Here is a 19,964-nt window from a genome sequence, read left to right as displayed (position 1 = left end):
TGCTGGAACCATGCCGAAGATCGTTGACCACGACGAGCGCCGCCGCGAGGTGCTGTCCGCCGCGACCGCCGTCATCGTGCGCGACGGCATCGACGCCGCCACCTCCCGCGCGATCGCCAAGGAGGCGGGCTACTCCAACGGGGTGCTGGCCCACTACTTCACCGACAAGGACGAGATCCTCCTGTCGGCGCTGCGCGACTCCCATCGCCGCATCCGCGCGCGCATCACCGAGCGGGTGGGCGACGCGCGGGGGCTGGCTGCGCTGCGCGAGGTACTGATGGACAACCTGCCGCTCGACGAGGAGCGCGCGCAGGAGACCCGGCTCGAGATCAGTTTCTGGAGCAGGAGCCTCGCCGTGGAGCGCCTGGCCGAGGTGCAGAGGGCGGAGGCGGCCGAGCTGCGCGCCGCCGTACGGCGGCTGCTGGAGGAGGCGCGTGCGGCCGGGGAGATCCGCGCGGACGAGGGCCTCGACGACCTGACCGAACGGCTGCTGGCCCTGGTGGACGGCCTGAGCCTGCGCTCGCTGCTCTACCCAGGCCGGCTGGGCAGGGTGGAGCTGGAGCGCATCATGACCACGACCCTGGAGGCACTGTGACCGCCATCGACCACCTCAGGCAGCAGCTCTGCGAGTACGGCGGGCGCGCCGTCGAGCTCGGCCTGGTGCTCGGCTCCTCGGGGAACCTGAGCGCGCGGCACGGCGACCTGGTGGCCGTCACGCCCTCGGGCGTCGCACTCGACCGGCTGACCCCCGAGATGTGCCCCGTCGTGGACGTCGAGGGCTACCTGGTCGAGGGCGAGCTGCAGCCCTCCTCGGAGACCCCCATGCACCTGGCGGTCTACGGGAGCACCACCGCGCAGGCCGTCGTGCACACGCACGCGGTCTTCGGCACGGTGGTGGCGACCACGATGACCGAGCTGCCGCCCGTCCACTACAACGCCCTGCTGCTCGGCGGCGTGGTGAAGGTCGCCGAGTACGCCACCTACGGCACGCCCGAGCTGGCCGCCAACATCAGGACGGCGATGGAGGGCAAGCAGGCGGCGCTGATGGCCAACCACGGAGGGGTGACCATCGGCGCCACGCTGGAACAGGCCTTCGAGGCCACCCGGCTGCTCGAGTGGCTGTGCGAGGTCTACGTGCGGGGGCTGTCCGTCGGCAAGCCGGTGGTGCTCACCGACGAACAGCTGGCCGCCGTCGTCGAGCGGGCGGCGAACCCGCCCGTCTTTCCCAGGCGCTGAGCGCGGCCTTCTGGCTAGGCGCCGAGCGCGGCCTTCTCGGCCAGGCCGAGCGGCAGGCTGCCCGAGCCCGCGATCCTGTCGTGGAACTCCTTGAGCGACCCGCTGAACGCCTTGCCGATCCGCTCGATCTCGATCGCGCCCGTCAGGTAGGAGGGAGCCTGGGTGGGCCACGCGCAGTAGCGGTTGACCTCGCCCTTGGCGGTCTCGGGCGACAGCGAGGAGTTGGCCAGCATGTACGCCTCGGCGTCCTCGATGGACATCTCCTCGCAGTGCAGCGCGGTGTCGACGACCATGCGCGCGGCGCGGAAGATGCGCGCGTCCAGGTAGCCCAGCTCGGTGGCGGGGGTGTCGAAGTAGCCCTGCTCGTTGATCATCTTCTCGACGTAGAGGCCCCAGCCCTCGTTGAAGTACGGCGTGCTGAACACCTTGCGGATCGTCCTGGGGTTGCCCGCCCTGTGCGCCAGGTGCCAGTGGTGGCCCGGGTAGGCCTCGTGGACGGAGATCGCCGGCATCTGGAAGCGGCTGTTGGTGCGCAGGCGCTGCCGTACCTGCTCGTCGGTGAAGCCGTCGGGGGTGTAGGGCACGAAGAAGTAGCCGCGCCGCGAGCTGGTCAGCGGGGGCGGCGAGATGTAGTGCGCCACGGACAGGATCGGCCTGTTGTAGGCGGCCGAGGGCAGCACCAGGCACTCCTCGCCGTCTGGGAAGGTGACCAGGTCGCGCTCGCGGACGAACTCGCGGGCGCGCTGCGTCTCCGCCTCGTACTCGGCGCGCATCGCCTCCAGGGTCGGCGGGTGGTTGTCGGCGAGGACGGCCACCGCCGCGCGCCAGTCGTCAGAGCCGTCGAGCCTGCGGGCCGCCTCGCGCATCTCGGCGTCGAGCAGCGCCACCTGCTGCCTGCCTCGCTCGTGCAGGCCCGCCGCGCCGTACCCGAGCAGCTCCCGCTCGGTCAGCAGTGTGGTGTAGAGCTTCTCCCCCATCCGCCAGCTGCCGCGGGCCTCGAAGCCCTCGAGGAAGGTCACGAAGCCGTCGAAGGCGCGGGCGGCGGGCTCGGCCGCCACGGCGAACCTGGAGCTCAGGACGGCGTCGTCGATCATCGAGGGGATGGTCTGCGTCAGCAGTCCCCTCGCGGTGCGGGCCTGGCCGAGGGCGCGCTGCACCTGCAGGTCGGCCGCCAGCTCGGGCTCGAGGTTGACGCGGCAGGCCGCGAGCACGTCCGGCACCTCGCCGAGCTGCGCGATCGCCGCCTCGACCAGCTCGGACTCCGGCTTGAGCGCCCGCTGGAACGGCACGAACAGGGAGGCGAAGACGCCGGCCAGGTAGGCGCTGGGATCCCTGCGCCACCACGGCCACGCGGCCAGCGCCAGGTCGCCGCGCAGCTGGGAGACGGCCAGGTCACGGTCGATCTCGTCGTCGAGGGTGGGGGTCTCCCACGTCGCGAGCCTTTCCAGCCACCCCGCCTGCTCGCGCTCGTAGTTCAGCAGGCCGTCCTCGGTGAAGTCGCCGAGCGTGCGGTCGTAGCCTTCGGCGCCCAGCAGTGTCGCGGAGATGGGGTTACGGGTGAAGTACCAGGTCAGAAACTCGTCCACCTTCCGCACCATATCCTGATGAAATGCCGCTTCAGATCACCGGTGCGCTCGGCGACCCCGACCTCATCCGCCTCCCCTGGGAGCTCCCCCTGGAAGAGTGGCCCGCCCGCCACCTTGTGGACCTGCCACGCGGTATCTCCCGCCACGTGGTGCGCTTCGCCAGGCTCGGCGGGAAGGTCTACGCGATCAAGGAGATCAGCGAGCGGTACGCCAAGAGGGAGTACCGGCTGCTGTGGGACCTGGCCAGGCTGGACGCGCCCGCGGTCGAGCCCGTGGCGTACGTGACGGGCAGGGACGAGGGGCTCGACTCCGCGCTCATCACCAGGCACCTGCAGTTCTCACTCCCCTACCGGGCCGTGATGTCGGGCACCCTGCGCCCCGACACCCTCACCCGCCTGCTCGACGCGCTTGCCGTGCTGCTGGTCCGGCTGCACCTCAACGGCTTCTTCTGGGGCGACTGCTCGCTGTCCAACACGCTGTTCCGCAGGGACGCGGGGGCCTTCGCCGCCTACCTCGTCGACGCCGAGACCGGCGACATGCACCCGATGATCAGCGAGGGCCAGCGCCTGCACGACATCGAGATCGCCTACATGAACCTGTTCGGCGAGATGCTCGACCTCGAGGCAGGCGGGCTGCTGCACCCCTCGATCGACCCGCTCGACACCGCCGAGCAGATCACCTCCCGCTACCACCGGCTGTGGGAGGAGATCACGCAGGACGAGATCATCGAGGAGGTCGACTGGCACAAGGTGGAGAACCGCATCCGCCGCCTCAACCTCCTCGGCTTCGACGTGGCCGAGATGATGGTGCGGCGCAAGGTCGGCACGGGACGGCTCATCGTGCGCCCCAAGGTCGTCGACGCCGGCCACCACCAGCGCCGCCTGCTGCGCCTGACCGGTCTCGACACCGAGGAGAACCAGGCGCGGCGGCTGCTGAACGACCTCGACGGCTTCCGTGTGGCCAGGGGCCTGCGGCACGAGGACGAGGCGATCGTGGCGCACAGGTGGCTGGCCGAGGTCTTCCAACCGACGATAGAGGCCATCCCTGAGGAGCTGCGCCGCAAGCTGGAGCCGGCGCAGCTCTTCCACGAGGTGCTCGACCACCGCTGGTACCTCTCGGAGACGGCGGGCGGCGACGTGGGCCTGCCCGCCGCGGTGAAGTCGTACGTGGACACCGTGCTGGTCCACAAGCCCGACGAGAAGGCGCTCCTTCCCGAAGAGGATCAGTAGGCGACGGTGATCCTGCGCCGCGGGTGCTCGCCGCTCTCCACCTCGTCGGCGACGGCCACCGCGAAGTCCTCTGCGGTGATGAAGCTCCTGCCGTCGGCGTCGGTGAGCAGCTGGTCGCCGCCCAGGCGGAAGACGCCCGTCCGGTCGCCGGGGGCGATCTCCGCGGCGGGGGCGACGTAGGTCCAGTCGAGGTCGTCGACCTTCCGGTAGAGCTGCTCGTAGACGGCCCGGGCCGCGAGGGCCTCCTTCTTGTAGATCTCGGGGAAGCCGGGCGTGTCGACGAGGCTGACGCCCGGCGCGACCTCGAGGCCGCCCGCGCCGCCCACCGTGAGCAGCCGCCTCACGCCCGCCGCGCGGACGCCGTCGATGAGGGCCCTGTTCGCGGCCAGGAAGGGCGCCTCGGGCTCGGAGCCGTCGCGCGGCGGGGCGATGGCGGAGACCACCACGTCGTAACCCCTGGCGAGCTCACCCGCCTGGGCCACGTCGCCCCTGACCGGGCCCGACCTGCTCATTCCTGTGACCTCGTGACCGCGATCGCCCAGCTCAGCCGCGATGCGCTGACCGATCATGCCGGTGGCGCCGAAAAGTAGGATCTTCATGAGCTCGATGGTATCCGTTTGATACTGATTACTTCATCGTGCTATAGGTACCTTATGGATACTGGCGATGCTTTCGACCCGAACTGCCCGACCAGGCTGGTTCTCGACCGCATCGGCGACAAATGGTCGGTGCTGGTACTGCTGAGCCTGGCCGACGGCCCGATGCGCTTCACCGAGCTGCGCAGGCGCGTCGGCGGCGTCACCCCGAAGGTGCTGACACAGACGCTGCGCGCCATGGAGTACGACGGACTGCTGACCAGGAAGGTCTTCGCCGAGGTGCCCCCCAGGGTGGAGTACACCCTCACCGAGCTCGGACGCTCGCTGCACGAGCCCGTCTCCGCCGTCACGCAGTGGGCCGAGCAGAACGTCGGGCGCATCATGGGGAGCCGAGAGGCCATCGACCACGCACAGTGATCTTTTCTATACGGTGAGCCTTTTCCCCTCCCGAGAGGAACATATCCTCTACCCGCCTCTTCCGGTGCGGCCGAAGCCTTCATAGCCTGGCTCGGTGCGTCCGCTGGAGAGCCTCCTCACCGGGCTGGCGGGGGTCTGCTCGTCGGGTGCCCTGCGCGTGGGCAGGTCCGGGGTGGTCTACCTGCTCGAAGGCAAGGTGACCTACATGGAGAGCGCCGAGACGCCGGGCGTCGAGGAGCTCCTGACCAGCGGCGGCAGGGTGAGCACCGCCGACATGGAGCGGGCCGTGACCAGGCGCGAGGGCGGCGAGCCGCTGTTCAGCGAGGGCCTGCTGACCCGCGAGGAGCTGGCCGAGGCCCTGCGCAGGACCGTGCTCGACTCGGCCCTGCTGCTGTTCGGGCTCGACAACGCGCGGCCGAAGTTCCGCCCGAGCGAGCGCCACTGGCTGGGCCCCCACTGGCACTTCGAGGTCGGCGAACTGATCGAGGAGTGCGGGCGCAGAACAGCGGAGCTCGACCAGGTCTGGCCCTCGGACGAGCTCGACGCGGCGCCCGTGGTCCCCGTCCCCCGGCTGCCGGGCGAGCGGGTCTCGCTGACCGACCGCCAGTGGGAGGTGCTCGTGCACGCCGACGGCGCCGCCACCCCGCTCGAACTGGCCAGGAGGCTCGACAGGACGGCCTTCACCGTCCTGCTGGCCGTGAGGGAGCTGGCGGCGGCCGACCTCCTGGTCAAGCCGAGGCGCGCGCCTGCCCTGCCGAGGCGCGCCGCCAAGCCGCCCGGCACCGACGTGCGCCACGAGCCCGCCGAGCTCAGCCTGCTGCTGCGGCTGAAGGCCGGCCTTGAACAGCTGTGACCGCGTCCATGATCTCCTCCCACAGCGGACGGGGCAGGTCGTGCCCCATGCCGGGATAGGTGAGCAGCGTGGCGCCGGGGATGGCGGCCGCGGTGGCCCTGCCGCCCGCGATCTGCACCAGCGGGTCGGCCTCACCGTGGATCACCAGTGCCGGCATCGTGAGCCCGCCCAGCCCCTCGGTACGGTCGCCCGAGGCGAGGATCGCGGCGAGCTGGCGGGCGGTCCCTGCGGGATCGTAGGCGCGGTCGTAGGCCAGGCCCGCGACCTTCGCGATGCGCTCGCGGTCCATCTCGTAGCCGGGTGAGCCGATCACCGCCCAGACCTCGAGCGCCCGCTCGACGGCGGTCTGCCTGTCGGGAGCGGGCGGTGAGAACAGCGCGGCCATCGCCTCGGGGGTGGGCGGTCCCACGTCGGGGCCGGGCGTTGACATGATCGAGGTGAGCGAGAGCACCCTGTCGGGATGGCCGATGGCGAGCGCCTGGGCGATCATGCCGCCCATCGAGACGCCCAGCACGTGGGCGGCAGGCCAGCCGAGCGCGTCCATGAGACCGGCCGCGTCGTCTGCCATGTCACTCAGCAGGTAGGGCGCGGCGGCACCGGGCACGAGCTCGGGCACTCCCGCCTCGGTGAGATGGGTGGAGAGCCCCACGTCGCGGTTGTCGTAACGGACGACGTGGTGGCCCCTCGCGGCGAGGAGCTCGCAGAACTCCTCGTCCCAGTGAACGAGCTGCGAGCCCAGCCCCATGATCAGCAGGAGCGGTCGGTCACCGGGGGTGCCGAAGCTGTCGTAGGCGATCTCGATGCCGTTGCTCTTCGCCATGAGCGTCATGCGGAACAGAATGACATTCTGTTCCGCATGACGGCAAGACTGTCCTAGCGGCGGACGGCCCTGCGGATCCGGCCGCGGCCCAGGTAGCCGACTCCGCCCACGACCGCGAGGCCGCCGACGAGGGCGAGCGCGGTGCCGGTGTGGGAGGTGTCGGACTTGGTCTCGGCGGCGGTGGTCGCAGCGGTGACGTCGGTGTCCAGCGAGGCGGGCGCGATGACCGCGGCCTTGCCGGCCTCCTTGGCCTGCTCGACCTGCTCGGCCTTCTCCTTCAGCGCGGCCACCTTCGCGGCCTCGGCCTTCTTCTCCTCGGCGGCCTTCTTCTTGGCCGCGACGGCGAGGACGTCCACCGGAGGCTTGGCCGGGTTGGCGTCCTTGCGGCCCCACGCGCCGGTGGAGAAGGCGACGGGGTGGTTCTTCTTGCCCACGCCCTTGCCCCACTTGGTGATGACGTACTGGACCTTGATGTGGCCCTGGCCGCCGTTGTCGTCCACGCCCAGCGTGCCGGAGTTGAAGGTGCCGCCGGTCAGGTCGGCGAAGGTCTTGGCGTCGAGGTCGAGCATGATGCCGTTGTTCGAGGGGGCGCCTGGACCGCGGTCACCGACGAAGAAGGGGGCCTTCTTGCCCTTGTAGACGACGTAGCCCTCGGTCATGAGGGGCCAGCTCGGGCTGGCGGCCAGGCCCTTGCGCATCGAGATGCCGCTGGCGGGCAGGCCGGTGTCACCGGCGCGGCCGGAGGCGTCGTCCCAGTAGTAGGAGGCGGTGGTGGATCCCTTGAGGAGGGTCCGCTGCTCGGTGGCCTGACCGACGTCGGGAGCGGTGGGCTCGGCGAAAGCGGTGGCGGCGCCGACGCCGACGGTGAGGGCGGTGGTGACGAGCAGAGCGGAAACGCGCATGCCGAAGCGGGCGGTCATGAAAGTCCTTTGTTTGAGGCAATGGGAATGCCGCGCTCAAAGTGAGATCAGCGAAAGGCGTAGCCGGGCACAGGCCGAACGGACGCTACGCGGAGCGCGGAGGGAGGAAGGGGGAAGTAAAGGGGCCGCTCAGCAGGCGGCGGGTATCATCGCTACAGGGGCGTGGCGGTAGTGCATGGGGGTTCGGTCCTCTCCATCTCGCCTACCGGGTTAGCTGACGGGTTCGGGCGTGGAGATGCCCTACCGGCCCGTGGGCCGGATTCACCCCAATGAGATGGGTCCCCGGTTCCCGCACTGCGGGATTCGGCGCCAGCCGGCCTGCCTTCCTGATGAAGGGCAAGGTCACCAGCTGGTAACGCAATGGACTCTAGGGGCAAAACACCCCAAAGGCAAAAGCAAACCCATGAATAGGGCAGAAGATCTACCCTTTATCGTCACGAATCAACCGGGTTGCAGTCACCCGAAACCCCTGAAAAACAGTGGAATACGCGCGCTCTGATCATTAATGCGATCTAGCGAAGAAAATCATGAAATTTCCTGACGAATCAGGGCCTACGGGCCCTCCCCATGCCCGCCGGAGGGCGGGCACGGGGATGCCACGGGTCACACCTCGAGCTTCTCCTCGATGGCGCGCATCTGGTGGCGGGCCATCGCCAGGTTGGCCCTCCCGCGGTCCAGCGCGAGGTAAAGGAACAGTCCCTTCCCGCCCCTGCCGGTCATCGGCCTGATGATGTGGTACTGCCCGGTCAGGGAGATCAGGATGTCCTCGATGGTGTCCTTGAGGCCAAGCGACTCCATGGTGCGCAGCTTGGCCTTGACCACCTCGGTGTTGCCCGCGGCCGCCACCTGCAGATCAAGGTCCTTGGAGCCGCCCAGCGCGCCCAGCGCCATGCCGCTGCCGTAGTCGACCACCACGGCGCCGAGGGCGCCGTCGATCGCCATCATCTCCTTGAGGGAGACGTCCATGCTCGCCATGCTTTCCTCCGTCGGGGTGTGAGTCACCGCTTGCGTGATGCGATGGCGGCCACGCTCGCCGCCGTCTTGCGGCCCTCCAGCCGCAGCAGCCCCAGGTTGGTTCCGGGCTCGGCCAGGACTGTGAGGACGATCGTGGGGCCCGCCGCGTAGAAGGCGGCGAAGCCGGCCGTACCGGAGATGAGCGTCTCCTCCAGCGCGCCCTTGCCCGCCATGGCGGCCATGCGCGCGCTCAGCGCGAGCAGGGCGGCGGAGAGCGCCGCGGTCTGCTCGGCGTTGTCCGCGTTCAGATCGCAGGCGACGGTCAGCCCGTCGACCGTGCAGGCGACGCTCCCGCTGATGTCGGGGGTGCGCTCCCTGAGGAGGACCATCTCTCTCAGCACCTCTTCTCGCAGCTCCACCGGTGGTCTCCTTCTGAGTGAGGGGAACCTCACGACAGCTCCTCCAGCGCCTTCTTCAGCCGGATCAGCAGGTTCAGGTCGGTCGGGTCGCCGTTCACCGCCGGCCCGAGAGGCAGTGCGGGAGCGTCGGGGTCGTGCGGCGGGCTGGGCTCGCGGTGCCGCCGGCCGCCGCGCAGGGGCAGCGCCGTGGCGGCGGGGCGGTGCAGCAGTCCTGCGGCGGCCAGCCTGCGCACCGCGAGCAGCGTCGAGTAGCCAGGTCTGCCCAGCCGTCTGGCCAGTTCGAGGGGGGTCGCCTCCCTGTCGGCGTGGATGAGGATCTCCCACTGCAGGTCGCTGAGCACCACCCGGTGCCCGGGCAGCCGCCTGACCGGCGAGACCGGGGCGGAGTCCAGCTCGGCCGAAGGCCAGATCGCCGTCAGCTGCGCGGCCCTGCGGGCGCACTCGCGGACGATCGCCTCGACCTCGAAGAACCACTGGCCGCCCAGCCAGTGCCGCTCGCCCGGCCTGAACTTCGGCCTGGAGCCGGTGACCTGGAGCAGGAAGAAGGCGGCGTCCAGCACCGCACCGAGCACGCAGTGCTGCAACTCGCCCCTGGTGAGCGCGCCGTCCTCGACCAGCCTGCTTCCCGCGCCCTCCCGCCTGGCCGCCCCGAGCGTCTGCTCGGAGACCCTGCCGCTGGCGGCGAGGACGTCCTCGGCGCCCGGCGTGTCGGCGCACTCCATGTAGGCGACCCTGCCGTCGTCGAGGAAGATCGTGCCGGAGCGCCCGACGCGCAGGGCGCCCGTCGACCGTTCTCTGGCCAGTCCCGCGAGCAGCATGTCCAGCGCAGGCATGTCACATCGTCAACTGACGGGAGATGGCCTCCAGGCGGAAGCGGGCCAGGGCGAGGTTGGCCCTCTCCCTGTCGAGCCGCACGTAGATGACCAGCGGGCTCTCGAACGGCGTCCCCAGGGGACGCAGCAGGTGGTGGCCCTTGTCCGTGGTGACGAGCATGTCGTCGACCCGGACCGTTCCACCTGGTGCCGACTGCGCCAGGCCGTCCATCGTGACGCGCAGGGTCTCGCTGATGGCCGCCGCCGAACGCGCGGCGTCGACGTCGCCGTCGGCGCCTGTCGCGGCCACCGCCATACCGCTCGCGTGGTCGACCACCATCGCGTCGAGCGCGCCTGGAATGGCCATGACCTCGGCCAGGCAGTCGTCGAGTCCGAGCACGGGACCTCCCTCGCCGTCGTGCTGATCGGGACAGCGTAGGAGGGAGCCGGAGGGGCCGACGTGCCAGCGTTGGTCGGGAATGTCGCCGGTTATGGATATCTATAACTGGAGGGGCGGAAAACTACGCCAGAGTGGCAAGCCTGCCCCGCGAGGCCGGCGATCGGCCCTCGCGGCTCCAGACAAGATCCGGGGAGGGTACGGCAGGCCGTACCCTCCCCTGGAGACCAGGCGTCAGCCGCCGCTCTTACGACGGAAGGTCCGCTTGTTGGAAGCGGGACCGTGCGCGCCATGGATCTTCGACGGATCCTTCCCCCTGCCGCCTTCGACCGAGTCGGCGTGCTGGTTGTTCTTGCGCTCCAGCGCCTCGCGGAACTTCCGCTTCAGCTCCTCCTCGGGGGCCTCGGTGGGCTCGGGTTCCGCTGGTGTTTCAGCCATCAGGACCTCCTGGTCTTGGGGACAAAGACAGCTTCGCACGATCGCGCGTACGCCGCGAAACCGGCCGCCCTCTGAGACCCCGCCCGAGGTCGTCAGCGGGCGACCACCGCGACGGGGCAGTGGGCGCGGCGCAGCAGCGTGTGCGAGGCGGGCGTGCTGAGCCCGACGGGCCAGCCGTGCGCCCCGACCACCACCATGGCGGCCCGCTCGGACGCCTCGACGAGCAGCCTCTCGCGATGGCGGTCGTGTGAGAGGTCCTGGACCACCGCCACGTCGGGAAAGGCCCCCCGCCACCCCGCGAGGACCTCGGTCAGCAGGCGGCGCTCCTCGGGCAGGTCGTCGTCGTGTCGGCGCTGCTTCGGGTGGGACCAGGGATGCACGGCCCTCAGGGGAGCTTCGCGGAGGGCGGCCTCCTCGAAGGCGAAGGCCAGGACGGGGTCCTGCCCGTGCGCGCCGGTGATCTCGACCACGACCTCGCCGTGGGCCGAGCTCTCGCGGACCACGACGGTCGGGCACGGCGGCCGGGCCGTCAGCGCGCGGCTCGTGGAGCCCATGAGCAGGGAGGCGAGCTCACCGCCGCCCCTGCTGCCCACCACGAGGAGCTGGGCGTCGGCCGCGCGTTCGGCGAGCGCCTCCTCCGGCCTGCCGTCCAGGATCTCGGTGGTCACCTCCAGGCCGTCGCGTCGCGCCCATGACATGGAGACCGCCTCCGCCAGCATGATCCGCGCGCGCTCGTCGTCCTCGGGCGACTGGTTGACCGGGATGTCGACGGCCCAGCGTGGAATGGCGTGCGCGACGACCAGCGGCGCCCGCCGGAAGACCGCCTCCTCCGCGGCCCATTCGACCGCTCGCAGGGCGGCCGGCGACCCGTCGGTTCCCGCTATGACAGGGCCTCGCATGTTCGCTCACCTGCCTCAGGGCACTCCTCAGAGGACCTCTGCCCTCGGCGTGAACCGGAAAACGACCGTAACCTGCCGTACCCGGACCTTCCGCACTGTGATGAGCGCCACATCGGGGGTAAGGGATGCCCCTCAGGAGAAGGAGGCGCACCCATGAACGACAAACGCTGGGTCGTGCAGATCGACATCACCGAAGAGGGCGATCTCACCAAGGCCCACGCCACTCTGTCCGGCGGACGGCTGGCCGGCTACGGCGAGGCCCACCGCAATCCCAACGACCCGCCCGCCCCCGACATCGGGGACGAGCTGGCCGCCGGCCGGGCCCTGCAGGACCTGACCTACCAGCTGCTCGGAACGGCCAACATGGACGTCGCCCAGAACGCGGCCACCACGCCCAGCTGAACCGACCGCATCACGCCCGGACGCGGGCGCGAGACGGGGAGGCATCCCATGATGCAGAAGGTACGAGAGATCATGACACCGGCGCCGGTGTCTCTGCCGTCGGGGGCGACGCTGGCGGAGGCGGCGAAGCAGATGCGCGATCACCACATCGGGGACGTGCTCGTCGTGGACGACGACCGGCTTCTCGGCATCGTCACCGACAGGGACATCGTCATCCGCGCGATCGCGGAGGGCAGCGACCCGGGGCGGACCTCGCTCGGCGAGGTGTGCAGCAGGGAGGGGCTGACCTGCGTCACGCCGCAGGACGACGCCGAGCAGGCCGTGGCGCTCATGCGCAGCAAGGCGATCCGGCGCATCCCCGTGCTGGAGGACGGCAGGCCCGTGGGCGTGGTGTCGCTGGGGGACCTGGCCCTCGAGCGGGACTCCCGCTCCGTCCTCGCCGACATCAGCGCCGCACCCGCGAACAACTAGCACGCCGATGTTCGCCGATCGCAGCGAAGCGGGACGGCGCCTCGCTGAGAAACTGCGCCCGCTGGCCGGTGAGGACGTCGTCGTCCTCGGTCTTCCTCGCGGCGGCGTCCCCGTCGCCTTCGAGGTGGCCGACGCCATCGGGGCGCCGCTCGACGTCATCCTGGTGCGCAAGCTCGGCGTGCCCATCAGGCCTGAGCTGGCGTTCGGCGCGATCGGCGAGGACGGCGTGCGCGTTCTGAACCACGACATCATCAAGGGCGCCGCCCTCCGGCCTGAGGACATGGCGACCGTGGAGAGCAGGGAGCGGGCCGAGCTCGAGCGACGCTCCGCGCACATCCGCAGGGGGCGGCCCAAGGTCGACCTGACCGGCAGGACCGCCATCGTGGTCGACGACGGCATCGCCACGGGCGCGACGATCCGCGCCGCCTGCCAGGTGGCCAGGGCGCAGGGCGCCGCTCGCGTCGTCGTGGCCACGCCCGTCTGCCCTCCCGACACCGCCGTACGGCTGCGCCAGGAGGCCGACGACGTCGTGTGCGTGCTCACCCCCCGCTCGCTCACCTCCATCGGCCAGTGGTACGCCGACTTCACGCAGATCGGCGAGGAGCAGGTGAGCGAGCTGCTCTCGTGCGTCACGGGGATGTCGGAGGAGGTGTGGATCGAGGCGGGCGACACGGCGCTGCCGGGTGAGCTGGTCGTTCCGCGCGGCGCCCACACGGTCGTCGTGTTCGTCCACGGCAGCGGCAGCAGCCGTTCCAGCCCGCGCAACCGCTACGTCGCCAGCGCCATGCACAAGGCGGGGCTCGGCACGCTGCTGTTCGACCTGCTCACCTCGGCGGAGGAGACCCACAGGGCCAACGTCTTCGACATCTCGCTGCTGGCAGGCAGGCTGGGCCAGGCCACCGAGTGGCTGCGCGCGTACCTGCCGCACGTCGCCGTCTGTTACTTCGGGGCCAGCACGGGAGCGGCGGCGGCGCTGTGGGCCGCGGCCGTCCCGCAGGCCGATGTCGCGGCCGTGGTCTCCCGAGGGGGCAGGCCCGATCTGGCCGAGTCGCGTCTCGCCGAGGTGGAGGCGCCCACGCTGCTGATCGTGGGCGGCGACGACCGGCAGGTGCTCGAGCTGAACCGAGCCGCCCAGGCGCTGCTGCGCTGTGAGAACCGGCTCGCCGTCGTGCCGGGCGCGGGGCACCTGTTCGAGGAGCCTGGAGCGCTCGAAGCCGTCTCCGCGCTGGCCCGCGAGTGGTTCACCCGGCACCTCCCGCAGGGGGCCTCGCGTCACCGGCCGGAGGCGTAGGCGTGCTCCCTACACGTAGCGGGGGCGGCCCGCCAGGGCGCCGACCCCGATCTGGACCACGAGCACGCCGATCAGCATGAGGAAGGGGACCGTCCAGCCACCGGTGACATCGTGCAGCAGGCCGAACAGGAACGGGCCCGCGGCGGCCAGCAGGTATCCGAACCCCTGCGCCATGCCGGAGAGCTTCGCGGTGTCCTGACCTGTTCGCGCCCGCAGCGCGATGGTGGTCAGGGCCAGCGAGAAGACGCTCATCCCGAGACCGAGCAGCACCGTCCACAGCAGGGGCGAGAAGGAGGGCGCGAGGAGCAGGCCGAGCAGACCGGCCAGCCCGCAACCGCCGAGGCCCACGATCCAGCCGCTCTGGCTGCCGCTCCTGGCCGCGAGCGCGGGCACCACCAGGCTGATGGGCAGCGCGAGGAGCGCCAGCAGGCCGAGCAGCAGCCCCGCCTCGCCGCGGCCGACCCCTCCGACGTCCATGAGGACCCTGGGCAGCCAGCCGATCACCACGAAGGCGAGCAGCGCCTGCAGTCCGAAGAACACGGTGATGATCCAGGCCAGCCGGTTGCGCAGGAGCGAGCGCCCCTGCCGGTCGGCCTGCGCGGCGGCCCCGAACCCGCCTCTTCGCGCGGCGACCGTCCACACCACCAGCGCCAGTACGGCCGGCGCGGCCCACGTGGCCAGCGCGGGCCGCCACCCCCCGAGCGCGATGTCGAGCGGCGGGGTCAGCGCCGACCCGAGCGTGGCGCCGAGTTGCAGGGCGGCGGTGTAGACGCCGGTCATCAAGCCGATGCGGGCGGGGAAGGACTCCTTCACCACCACGGGGATCAGCACGCCCGCGAAGGCGATGCCGGCGGCGGCGACCAGCGTCCCCCCGATCATGAGGAGCGAGCCGTCCAGCACGCGGAGCACGAGCCCGCCCGCCAGCAGGGCCAGCGCGATGGAGACCGCCGCCCCCACCCCCGCCCGGCGAGCCAGCAGCGGCGCGATCAGGCCCGCGACCGCGAAGCACAGGACGGGGACGGTGGTGAGCAGCCCCGCCCACGTCTCGCTCGCGCCGAGAGAGGCGCGCGTCTCGTCGAGCAGCGGGCCGACGCTGGTGATCGCCGGTCGCAGGTTCAGCGCGGTGAGCGCAACCGCGACGGAGAACAGCGCTCCCCCTGCCGCCACCCGGCGGCCGGTCCCCTGGGCACCGTCCTGGCGGCATTCCACAGACATCTCGCTCCTTCGCGGCCCCTAGGCGGCCATCCAAGCACAGCGCCGTGAGCGCGCCCGCGCCGGGCCTTCCGCGCTCACGGCCGGGGGCGAGGTCGCTTCGCATCGTCCGACGTGCCGGTCACCCGGCCTGGCCGGAGGCGGCGTCAAGCGACGACCTGGAGCGGGCCGCGCGGGAGCGTGTCGTCCTCGTCGGGTTCCACGTCGTCGTCCGGCAGGTCGTACCAGTGGACGTCGCCGGGGAACTGCTCCTCCTGGGTCGGCTCGATCGGGGCCTTGGGGCGCACGGTGTTGATCACGGGATGGTCCTCCTGAGGAAGGGGCGTGCCGCCGCGAGGGACACGCGGGGACGGAAGTCGAAGGCATCGGTCCGCGATCAACGACACCGCGCGCCGGCGACGTGGCCGAAGTCCACGTGCGGGCGGCTGGTCAGCAGGAGGCGCTGTCTCATGGCGACAACTTATGAGCCTCTTTCCCTGAAGTCAATATTCCCTACTTGCTATACATGGATTACAAAGGACAGGGAGTAGGAAGGACGAGGACGATGCCTTTGCCGCACTTCCTGGTGATCGGCGCCCCGAAGGCCGGCACCACTGCCCTGCACGCCGCGCTCCGCGCGCATCCCGCACTTCACCTGTCGCGGGTCAAGGAGCCCAAGTTCTTCCTCACCGACGGGCCGCCTCCCTCCCACGGCGGCCCCGGAGACGCCCAGACCTACCGCGAGCACGTCTGGCGCAGAGCCGACTACGAGGCGCTGTTCGACGGCGCCCGCGAAGGCGCCCTTCTCGGCGAGGCCACCCCCTTCTACCTCTACGACCTGGACGCCCAGCGCCGCATGCGCGAGACCGTTCCAGGGGCGCGGCTCATCGCGATCCTCCGCGACCCGGTCGAGCGGGCGCACTCCAACTGGACCCACCTGTGGTCGGCGGGGCTGGAGCCGATCGGCGACGTGGTCCGGGCGTGCGCCGCAGAGGAGCGCAGGATCTCGGCGGGATGGGCGCACTTCTGGCACTACATCGGGCTCGGCCGGTACGGCGAGCAGCTCGCCCACCTGTTCACGCTGTTCCCGCGCGAGCAGGTCCTGGTCTTCAGGTACCGGGACCTGGTCGACAGGCCCGTGGAGACCCTCGACAGGATCTGCGCCTTCCTCGGCGTCGAGCAGGGCCTGCTCACGCACGCTCCGCGGGAGAACGTCACCGCCCACCCCGACGCGGGCGGGCGGCACAGCCTGCTGTCCGCGGCGCTCAGGGCGTGCGCGCAGGTCCTGCCCCACGGCGTGGGACGGGCGCTGGCCGGACCGATCGAGCACCTCCTGCAGCGCAGGGGCGTCTCACGGCGGCCCCTCACCTGGGACCAGCGGCGGCGGCTCATCCCCTACTTCGCCGCCGACATCGAGCTCCTCCAGCAGGTGACAGGGGAGGACTTCAGCGACTGGCTGCGGCCGAGGGGCCGCTCGGGCGGGCTGGTCGGGGCCCGCCCTCCCGGCCAGCGGCAGTCGCGCAACGGCCGCCCCCTGCCGGGGTGATCAGCCCGCGGAGCGCGGTGCGGCTCGCAGCTCGGTGCGCAGTTCGTGGGCGCCGTCGGCCCGCGTGTACTCGTAGTAGAGCCGCACCCCTCCCCCCGGCAGGTCGACGAGGTCGAGGTAGCGAAGCCCGCCACCGTGGTGGGAGGAGAAGGCGACAGGCCCGGCGCCCAGCGGGGTCAGCGCCGCAGGGTCCTGTCCCGCGGCGACTCCGGTGCGCTCCTCGTAGTTCTCCGCCGCGCTCGCCCTGCCGTCGTAGAAGGCCAGGACGCCGTCGCTGGTGAAGCGGACCGCGCTCACCCGGGTACCGCGCGCGTCCCATGCACCTGGACGGCCGCTCAGCGCGGTGCCGTGCCACGTCCAGGAGAGCCCGTCGCCGCTGGTGGCGTAGGCGCTCACCATCTGGTCGGCCTCTGCGGGGTCGGTCAGGGGGTGGCAGGAGGCCCACAGGTGCCAGGTGCCGCCCCTGCGCACGATCACCGGGTCCTTGACGCCGGTATTCGGATCGCCCGGCAGCACCGTCGCGCGCAGCCTGCAGTCGAAGGCGGACGGATCGTCGGCTTCGAGCACCTCCACCCGCCAGTGCTTGGTGCCGTGGGTGGCGCAGCTGAGGTAGAGCCGCCAGCGACCCTCGGCGGTGCGCATCAGCCACGGACGCTCCAGGGACTCGGCGTCCGCCTCCTCCTTCGTGATCGTCAGCAGACTCTCGAAGCGCTCGCCGTCGGCCGAGCGCGCCACCACGACGGCATGGCCCCTGCCCTCCCCCACCGGCCTGCGCAGGCGGTAGGCCAGGTAGATCCACCCGTCATGGGCCACCGCGCTGGGCGCTCCCGCCCAGTGCCCCTCGCCGGGTACGGCCGGCACCACCGCCGCCACCGAACGCTCCAGCGTGGGGAGAAACGTCCTATCGATCGACATGGGCACGACAGTAGGACCCCGCCCGGCGACGCTCATGGACCTTCGCCCTTCCTTGACTCTTCCATGCATTCCCTATTGATTTTATAGGAATTCTGGAGGGCCGCACCATGAGCACGCGCGAACCATCACCCACGGACGGCGAGAGCCGTCGCGGCCATCGGCGTCGCCACCGATCTGCGCGCCCGGCTCCTCATCCTGGCCTTCGCCAGCATCAGCCTGGAGCTCCGCGTGTCGGGGCCACGCGGGGCGGGCCGGCGGCCCTCGCGATGTTCGCCTGCGCGACGGCGGTCAACGTGCGCGTGGTGCCCGGCCTAGCCGTGGTGCTTTCAGCGGCTTCTCTGACCTCGCGTTTCCGGCCGGCGGAGGCACGCTGAATGGCGGAAAACAAAAGAAGGCTCAGGCCATTTACATGACCTGAGCCTTCTGTTTGTGCGCCGCCAGGGACTCGAACCCCGGACCCGCTGATTAAGAGTCAGCTGCTCTAACCAACTGAGCTAGCGGCGCCCGCGGGAAGAAATATACCCGGCTTCGCCACGCAGGTCGAATCAGCGGCAATCAGGACCACTAACCCTTGCCGATCAGGCTCGCGTAGACGACCGTGTTGTCGACGTAGTGCCTGGTGCTGGTGTCGAACGCCCCGCCACAGGTGATCAGCCGCAGCTCCGGCCGGCCGGGGTTGGCGTACACCTCTCTGCCGGGAAAGTCGTCCTTCGGGTAGGTGGCCTTCTTGGTGACGCGGAAGCGCAGCCGCCGACCGTCCTTCCTGGTCACGTAGATCAGCCGGCCTGGACGCAGCTCGCTCAGCCGGTAGAAGACCGCGGGACCCGTGGTGCTGTCGTAGTGGCCGACCAGGATGGCCGCGCCGGTCGCGCCGGGTTTGGGGCCGATGGAGAACCAGCCCACCCGCTGCGACGCGCTGAACGGCGGGGAGGCGATCCTGCCCCCGTCGAAACCGACCGGCATGATCCGGGCGCCCAGGGCCAGGCTCGGGATCTGGATGGTCCTGGGAGGCGAGTCCGACGACTTCGTGTCCGCCTGCGCAGGCGGCGGCGGCTTGACGTCCTTCCGCACGGGCCGCGCCGGCTTCGTGCCCACCTGCACAGGCTGCACCGGCTTCGCATCCGCCCGCACGGACTTCAGCGGCTTGACATCCGTCGGCACGGGCCGCGTCGGCACGGGCCGCGTCGGCTTCGTGCCCACCTGCACGGGCTTCAGCGGCCTGACATCCGTCCCCACGGGCCGCGCCAGCTCCGTGCCCACCTGCACAGGCTGCACCGGCTTCGCATCCGCCCGCACGGACTTCAGCGGCTTGACATCCGTCGGCACGGGCCGCGCCGGCACGGGCCGCGTCGGCTTCGTGCCCACCTGCACGGGCTTCAGCGGCCTGACATCCGTCCCCACGGGCCGCGCCAGCTCCGTATCCACCTGCACAGGCTGCACCGGCTTCGCATCCGCCCGCACAGACTTCAGCGGCCTGACATCCGTCGGCACAGGCCGCGTCGGCTTCGTGCCCACCTGCACGGGCTTCAGCGGTCCGGCATCCGTCCTCACGGGCTTCGGCAGTAGCTTGGTGTCCGCCTGCGCAGGCTTCCGCTGCTCGGCGTCGGCCCGCGTGGGCTTGGGCGGCCTCCTGTCCACCGGCGCAAGCTTCGGCAGCTTCGTATCCACCGGTACGAATTTCGGCGGCTTGGTATCCGCCTGTCCAGGCTTCGGCGGCTTAGCGTCCGCCTGTCCAGGCTTCGGCTTGGTATCCGCCGGTGCAGGCTTCGGCGGCTTGGTGTCGGCCCGTGCGGGCGCCGACGCCATGGCGAGAGCGGTCAGGAAGGCCGCCACGCGCAGAGCGTGGCGGCCAATGAGGCGTCCCGTCATGGCTAGCGGGCGAACACCGTCGCCATCCCGCCGCCGCCCGTGTGCGGGCCGCGGCCGCGGCCGCAGCCGTGGCCGCCCCCGCCCCAGCCCCAGCCGCCGCAGCCGGGACCCTCGCCGGGGGCCCAGCCCACACCGTGGCCCCCGCCGCAGTGGTGGCCGCCCCAGTGGGGGATCCCGCCACCGCACCCTCCGCCACCGCACCCGTGGCCCCCGCCACCGCACCCGTGGTGGCCGAAGCCCCTGTGGTGACCGAAGCCCTTGTGGTGACCGAAGCCCTTGTGGTGGCGGCCGAAGCCCTTGTCGTGACCGAAGCCCTTGTGGTCGTCGAAGTCCTTGTTGTCGCGACCACGGTCGTGGTCGAAGCCTCGATGCTGGCCCCAGCCGCGGTCACCGCCGCGACCGCCCCAGTCGCCGTTGTCGTCTTCCGTGAAGACGACGACCGCGGTCTGGGTCTGTGCCGAAGCGGCGGTCGCCGGGGCGGTGACGCCGAAGCCGGAGGCCAGGATGAGGCCGGCGGCGAGAACTGCGATACGCATCGCGTTTCCTCCTTCAATGACTGAGAAGTCATGCGATGAAGTCCCCCTATGTCTCATCCGCCGAACCGGGCAAATCAGCTTCTTGCCTCGTCCATTACCGCAATAAGGCAGAGCAGCCTTATTGCGGTTTTTCATCACCACCCACGAATCCCCCTAATTCTGGATTT

Annotated in this window: 24 protein-coding genes, 1 tRNA gene and 1 riboswitch; of the genes, 9 read left to right on the top strand and 16 right to left on the bottom strand. The window is 70.8% G+C overall.

The features are described from left to right. The first annotated feature begins 10 nt into the window (after positions 1-10). Positions 11-595, top strand: coding sequence for a TetR/AcrR family transcriptional regulator (locus ABFX55_RS45140; protein WP_346129916.1), 585 nt, complete (start codon positions 11-13; stop codon positions 593-595). Continuing rightward, a complete protein-coding gene (locus ABFX55_RS45135) occupies positions 592-1,236 on the top strand; it encodes a class II aldolase/adducin family protein (RefSeq protein ID WP_346129914.1) in 645 nt (214 codons plus the stop codon). The genes ABFX55_RS45140 and ABFX55_RS45135 overlap by 4 nt, the downstream gene beginning before the upstream one ends. 14 nt (positions 1,237-1,250) lie before the next feature. Here the strand turns inward: ABFX55_RS45135 and ABFX55_RS45130 are convergent, their stop codons facing one another. After that, on the bottom strand, positions 1,251-2,822 hold the full coding sequence (locus tag ABFX55_RS45130) for a DUF885 domain-containing protein (protein WP_346129912.1): 1,572 nt from the start codon (positions 2,820-2,822) through the stop codon (positions 1,251-1,253). Positions 2,823-2,845: 23 nt separating this feature from the next. Here ABFX55_RS45130 and ABFX55_RS45125 point away from each other — a divergent pair, with 23 nt between their 5' ends. After that, positions 2,846-4,051: a DUF4032 domain-containing protein gene (locus ABFX55_RS45125; protein ID WP_183656786.1), complete on the top strand. Its 1,206-nt coding sequence runs from the start codon at positions 2,846-2,848 to the stop codon at positions 4,049-4,051. Here the strand turns inward: ABFX55_RS45125 and ABFX55_RS45120 are convergent. Next, entirely contained in the window at positions 4,045-4,650 is a 606-nt protein-coding gene (locus ABFX55_RS45120) for an NAD(P)-dependent oxidoreductase (RefSeq protein ID WP_346129910.1), read from the bottom strand. The genes ABFX55_RS45125 and ABFX55_RS45120 overlap by 7 nt on opposite strands. Before the next feature lie 54 nt (positions 4,651-4,704). On the opposite strand from ABFX55_RS45120, the gene ABFX55_RS45115 reads away from it, so the two are divergent. Next, the gene (locus ABFX55_RS45115) at positions 4,705-5,064 is read left to right on the top strand and encodes a winged helix-turn-helix transcriptional regulator (protein ID WP_346129908.1); all 360 of its coding nucleotides are present in this window, start codon (positions 4,705-4,707) and stop codon (positions 5,062-5,064) included. A 94-nt stretch (positions 5,065-5,158) separates the two neighbouring features. Further along, positions 5,159-5,917 (top strand): DUF4388 domain-containing protein, encoded by a 759-nt coding sequence (locus ABFX55_RS45110; protein WP_346129906.1) that lies wholly within the window; start codon positions 5,159-5,161, stop codon positions 5,915-5,917. On the opposite strand, the gene ABFX55_RS45105 is transcribed toward ABFX55_RS45110, so the two are convergent. From ABFX55_RS45105 to ABFX55_RS45070, 8 genes are all read right to left on the bottom strand, one after another. Then, positions 5,874-6,746, bottom strand: a complete 873-nt coding sequence (locus ABFX55_RS45105) for an alpha/beta fold hydrolase (RefSeq protein ID WP_346129904.1) — start codon at positions 6,744-6,746, stop codon at positions 5,874-5,876. The two genes, ABFX55_RS45110 and ABFX55_RS45105, sit on opposite strands and share 44 nt — an antisense overlap. A gap of 44 nt (positions 6,747-6,790) precedes the next feature. Further along, positions 6,791-7,657, bottom strand: coding sequence for a hypothetical protein (locus ABFX55_RS45100; RefSeq protein ID WP_346129902.1), 867 nt, complete (start codon positions 7,655-7,657; stop codon positions 6,791-6,793). Between the two features lie 184 nt (positions 7,658-7,841). Further along, positions 7,842-7,976: riboswitch (cyclic di-AMP (ydaO/yuaA leader) on the bottom strand. Positions 7,977-8,260: 284 nt separating this feature from the next. Beyond that, positions 8,261-8,632 (bottom strand): hypothetical protein, encoded by a 372-nt coding sequence (locus ABFX55_RS45095; protein WP_183656771.1) that lies wholly within the window; start codon positions 8,630-8,632, stop codon positions 8,261-8,263. A 23-nt stretch (positions 8,633-8,655) separates the two neighbouring features. After that, on the bottom strand, positions 8,656-9,030 hold the full coding sequence (locus ABFX55_RS45090; RefSeq protein WP_183656768.1) for a roadblock/LC7 domain-containing protein: 375 nt from the start codon (positions 9,028-9,030) through the stop codon (positions 8,656-8,658). A 29-nt stretch (positions 9,031-9,059) separates the two neighbouring features. Next, positions 9,060-9,863, bottom strand: a complete 804-nt coding sequence (locus ABFX55_RS45085) for a DUF4388 domain-containing protein (RefSeq protein ID WP_346129899.1) — start codon at positions 9,861-9,863, stop codon at positions 9,060-9,062. A 1-nt stretch (position 9,864) separates the two neighbouring features. Then, a complete protein-coding gene (locus ABFX55_RS45080; RefSeq protein WP_346129897.1) occupies positions 9,865-10,242 on the bottom strand; it encodes a roadblock/LC7 domain-containing protein in 378 nt (125 codons plus the stop codon). A 231-nt stretch (positions 10,243-10,473) separates the two neighbouring features. Beyond that, positions 10,474-10,677 (bottom strand): DUF5302 domain-containing protein, encoded by a 204-nt coding sequence (locus ABFX55_RS45075; RefSeq protein ID WP_183656759.1) that lies wholly within the window; start codon positions 10,675-10,677, stop codon positions 10,474-10,476. A gap of 92 nt (positions 10,678-10,769) precedes the next feature. Continuing rightward, entirely contained in the window at positions 10,770-11,576 is an 807-nt protein-coding gene (locus tag ABFX55_RS45070) for a universal stress protein (RefSeq protein ID WP_346129895.1), read from the bottom strand. Positions 11,577-11,729: 153 nt separating this feature from the next. On the opposite strand from ABFX55_RS45070, the gene ABFX55_RS45065 reads away from it, so the two are divergent. From ABFX55_RS45065 to ABFX55_RS45055, 3 genes are read left to right on the top strand one after another with little or no spacing between them, the layout of a single operon-like run. Beyond that, on the top strand, positions 11,730-11,978 hold the full coding sequence (locus ABFX55_RS45065) for a DUF1876 domain-containing protein (RefSeq protein ID WP_183656753.1): 249 nt from the start codon (positions 11,730-11,732) through the stop codon (positions 11,976-11,978). Between the two features lie 48 nt (positions 11,979-12,026). Then, positions 12,027-12,449: a CBS domain-containing protein gene (locus ABFX55_RS45060; protein WP_346129893.1), complete on the top strand. Its 423-nt coding sequence runs from the start codon at positions 12,027-12,029 to the stop codon at positions 12,447-12,449. A gap of 7 nt (positions 12,450-12,456) precedes the next feature. After that, positions 12,457-13,740 carry a phosphoribosyltransferase family protein gene (locus ABFX55_RS45055; RefSeq protein ID WP_346129891.1) on the top strand — a complete coding sequence of 428 codons (1,284 nt, stop codon included), beginning with the start codon at positions 12,457-12,459 and terminating at the stop codon, positions 13,738-13,740. Between the two features lie 9 nt (positions 13,741-13,749). Here ABFX55_RS45055 and ABFX55_RS45050 read toward each other — a convergent pair whose 3' ends face one another. Both ABFX55_RS45050 and ABFX55_RS45045 read right to left on the bottom strand, forming a co-directional pair. Further along, positions 13,750-14,955: a CynX/NimT family MFS transporter gene (locus ABFX55_RS45050; protein WP_346129889.1), complete on the bottom strand. Its 1,206-nt coding sequence runs from the start codon at positions 14,953-14,955 to the stop codon at positions 13,750-13,752. Between the two features lie 143 nt (positions 14,956-15,098). Beyond that, on the bottom strand, positions 15,099-15,251 hold the full coding sequence (locus tag ABFX55_RS45045; protein WP_346129888.1) for a hypothetical protein: 153 nt from the start codon (positions 15,249-15,251) through the stop codon (positions 15,099-15,101). A 245-nt stretch (positions 15,252-15,496) separates the two neighbouring features. Between ABFX55_RS45045 and ABFX55_RS45040 the strand changes: the two genes are divergently transcribed. Further along, a complete protein-coding gene (locus ABFX55_RS45040) occupies positions 15,497-16,477 on the top strand; it encodes a sulfotransferase family protein (RefSeq protein WP_346129887.1) in 981 nt (326 codons plus the stop codon). Here the strand turns inward: ABFX55_RS45040 and ABFX55_RS45035 are convergent, their stop codons facing one another. The 4 genes from ABFX55_RS45035 to ABFX55_RS45020 all read right to left on the bottom strand — a co-directional run bounded on the left by ABFX55_RS45035 (position 16,478) and on the right by ABFX55_RS45020 (position 19,797). Continuing rightward, a complete protein-coding gene (locus ABFX55_RS45035) occupies positions 16,478-17,392 on the bottom strand; it encodes a glycoside hydrolase family protein (RefSeq protein WP_346129886.1) in 915 nt (304 codons plus the stop codon). It lies immediately after the preceding gene. Positions 17,393-17,822: 430 nt separating this feature from the next. Then, positions 17,823-17,896 (bottom strand) — tRNA-Lys (locus ABFX55_RS45030). A gap of 60 nt (positions 17,897-17,956) precedes the next feature. Further along, positions 17,957-19,225: a class F sortase gene (locus tag ABFX55_RS45025; RefSeq protein ID WP_346129884.1), complete on the bottom strand. Its 1,269-nt coding sequence runs from the start codon at positions 19,223-19,225 to the stop codon at positions 17,957-17,959. A 38-nt stretch (positions 19,226-19,263) separates the two neighbouring features. After that, positions 19,264-19,797, bottom strand: coding sequence for a hypothetical protein (locus ABFX55_RS45020; protein WP_346129882.1), 534 nt, complete (start codon positions 19,795-19,797; stop codon positions 19,264-19,266). Positions 19,798-19,964: the final 167 nt, after the last annotated feature.

The sequence above is a fragment of the Nonomuraea roseola genome, from assembly GCF_039535395.1.
GTDB classification, from domain to species: Bacteria; Actinomycetota; Actinomycetes; order Streptosporangiales; family Streptosporangiaceae; genus Nonomuraea; species Nonomuraea roseola.
This window is presented reverse-complemented; position numbering and strand designations above follow the sequence as displayed.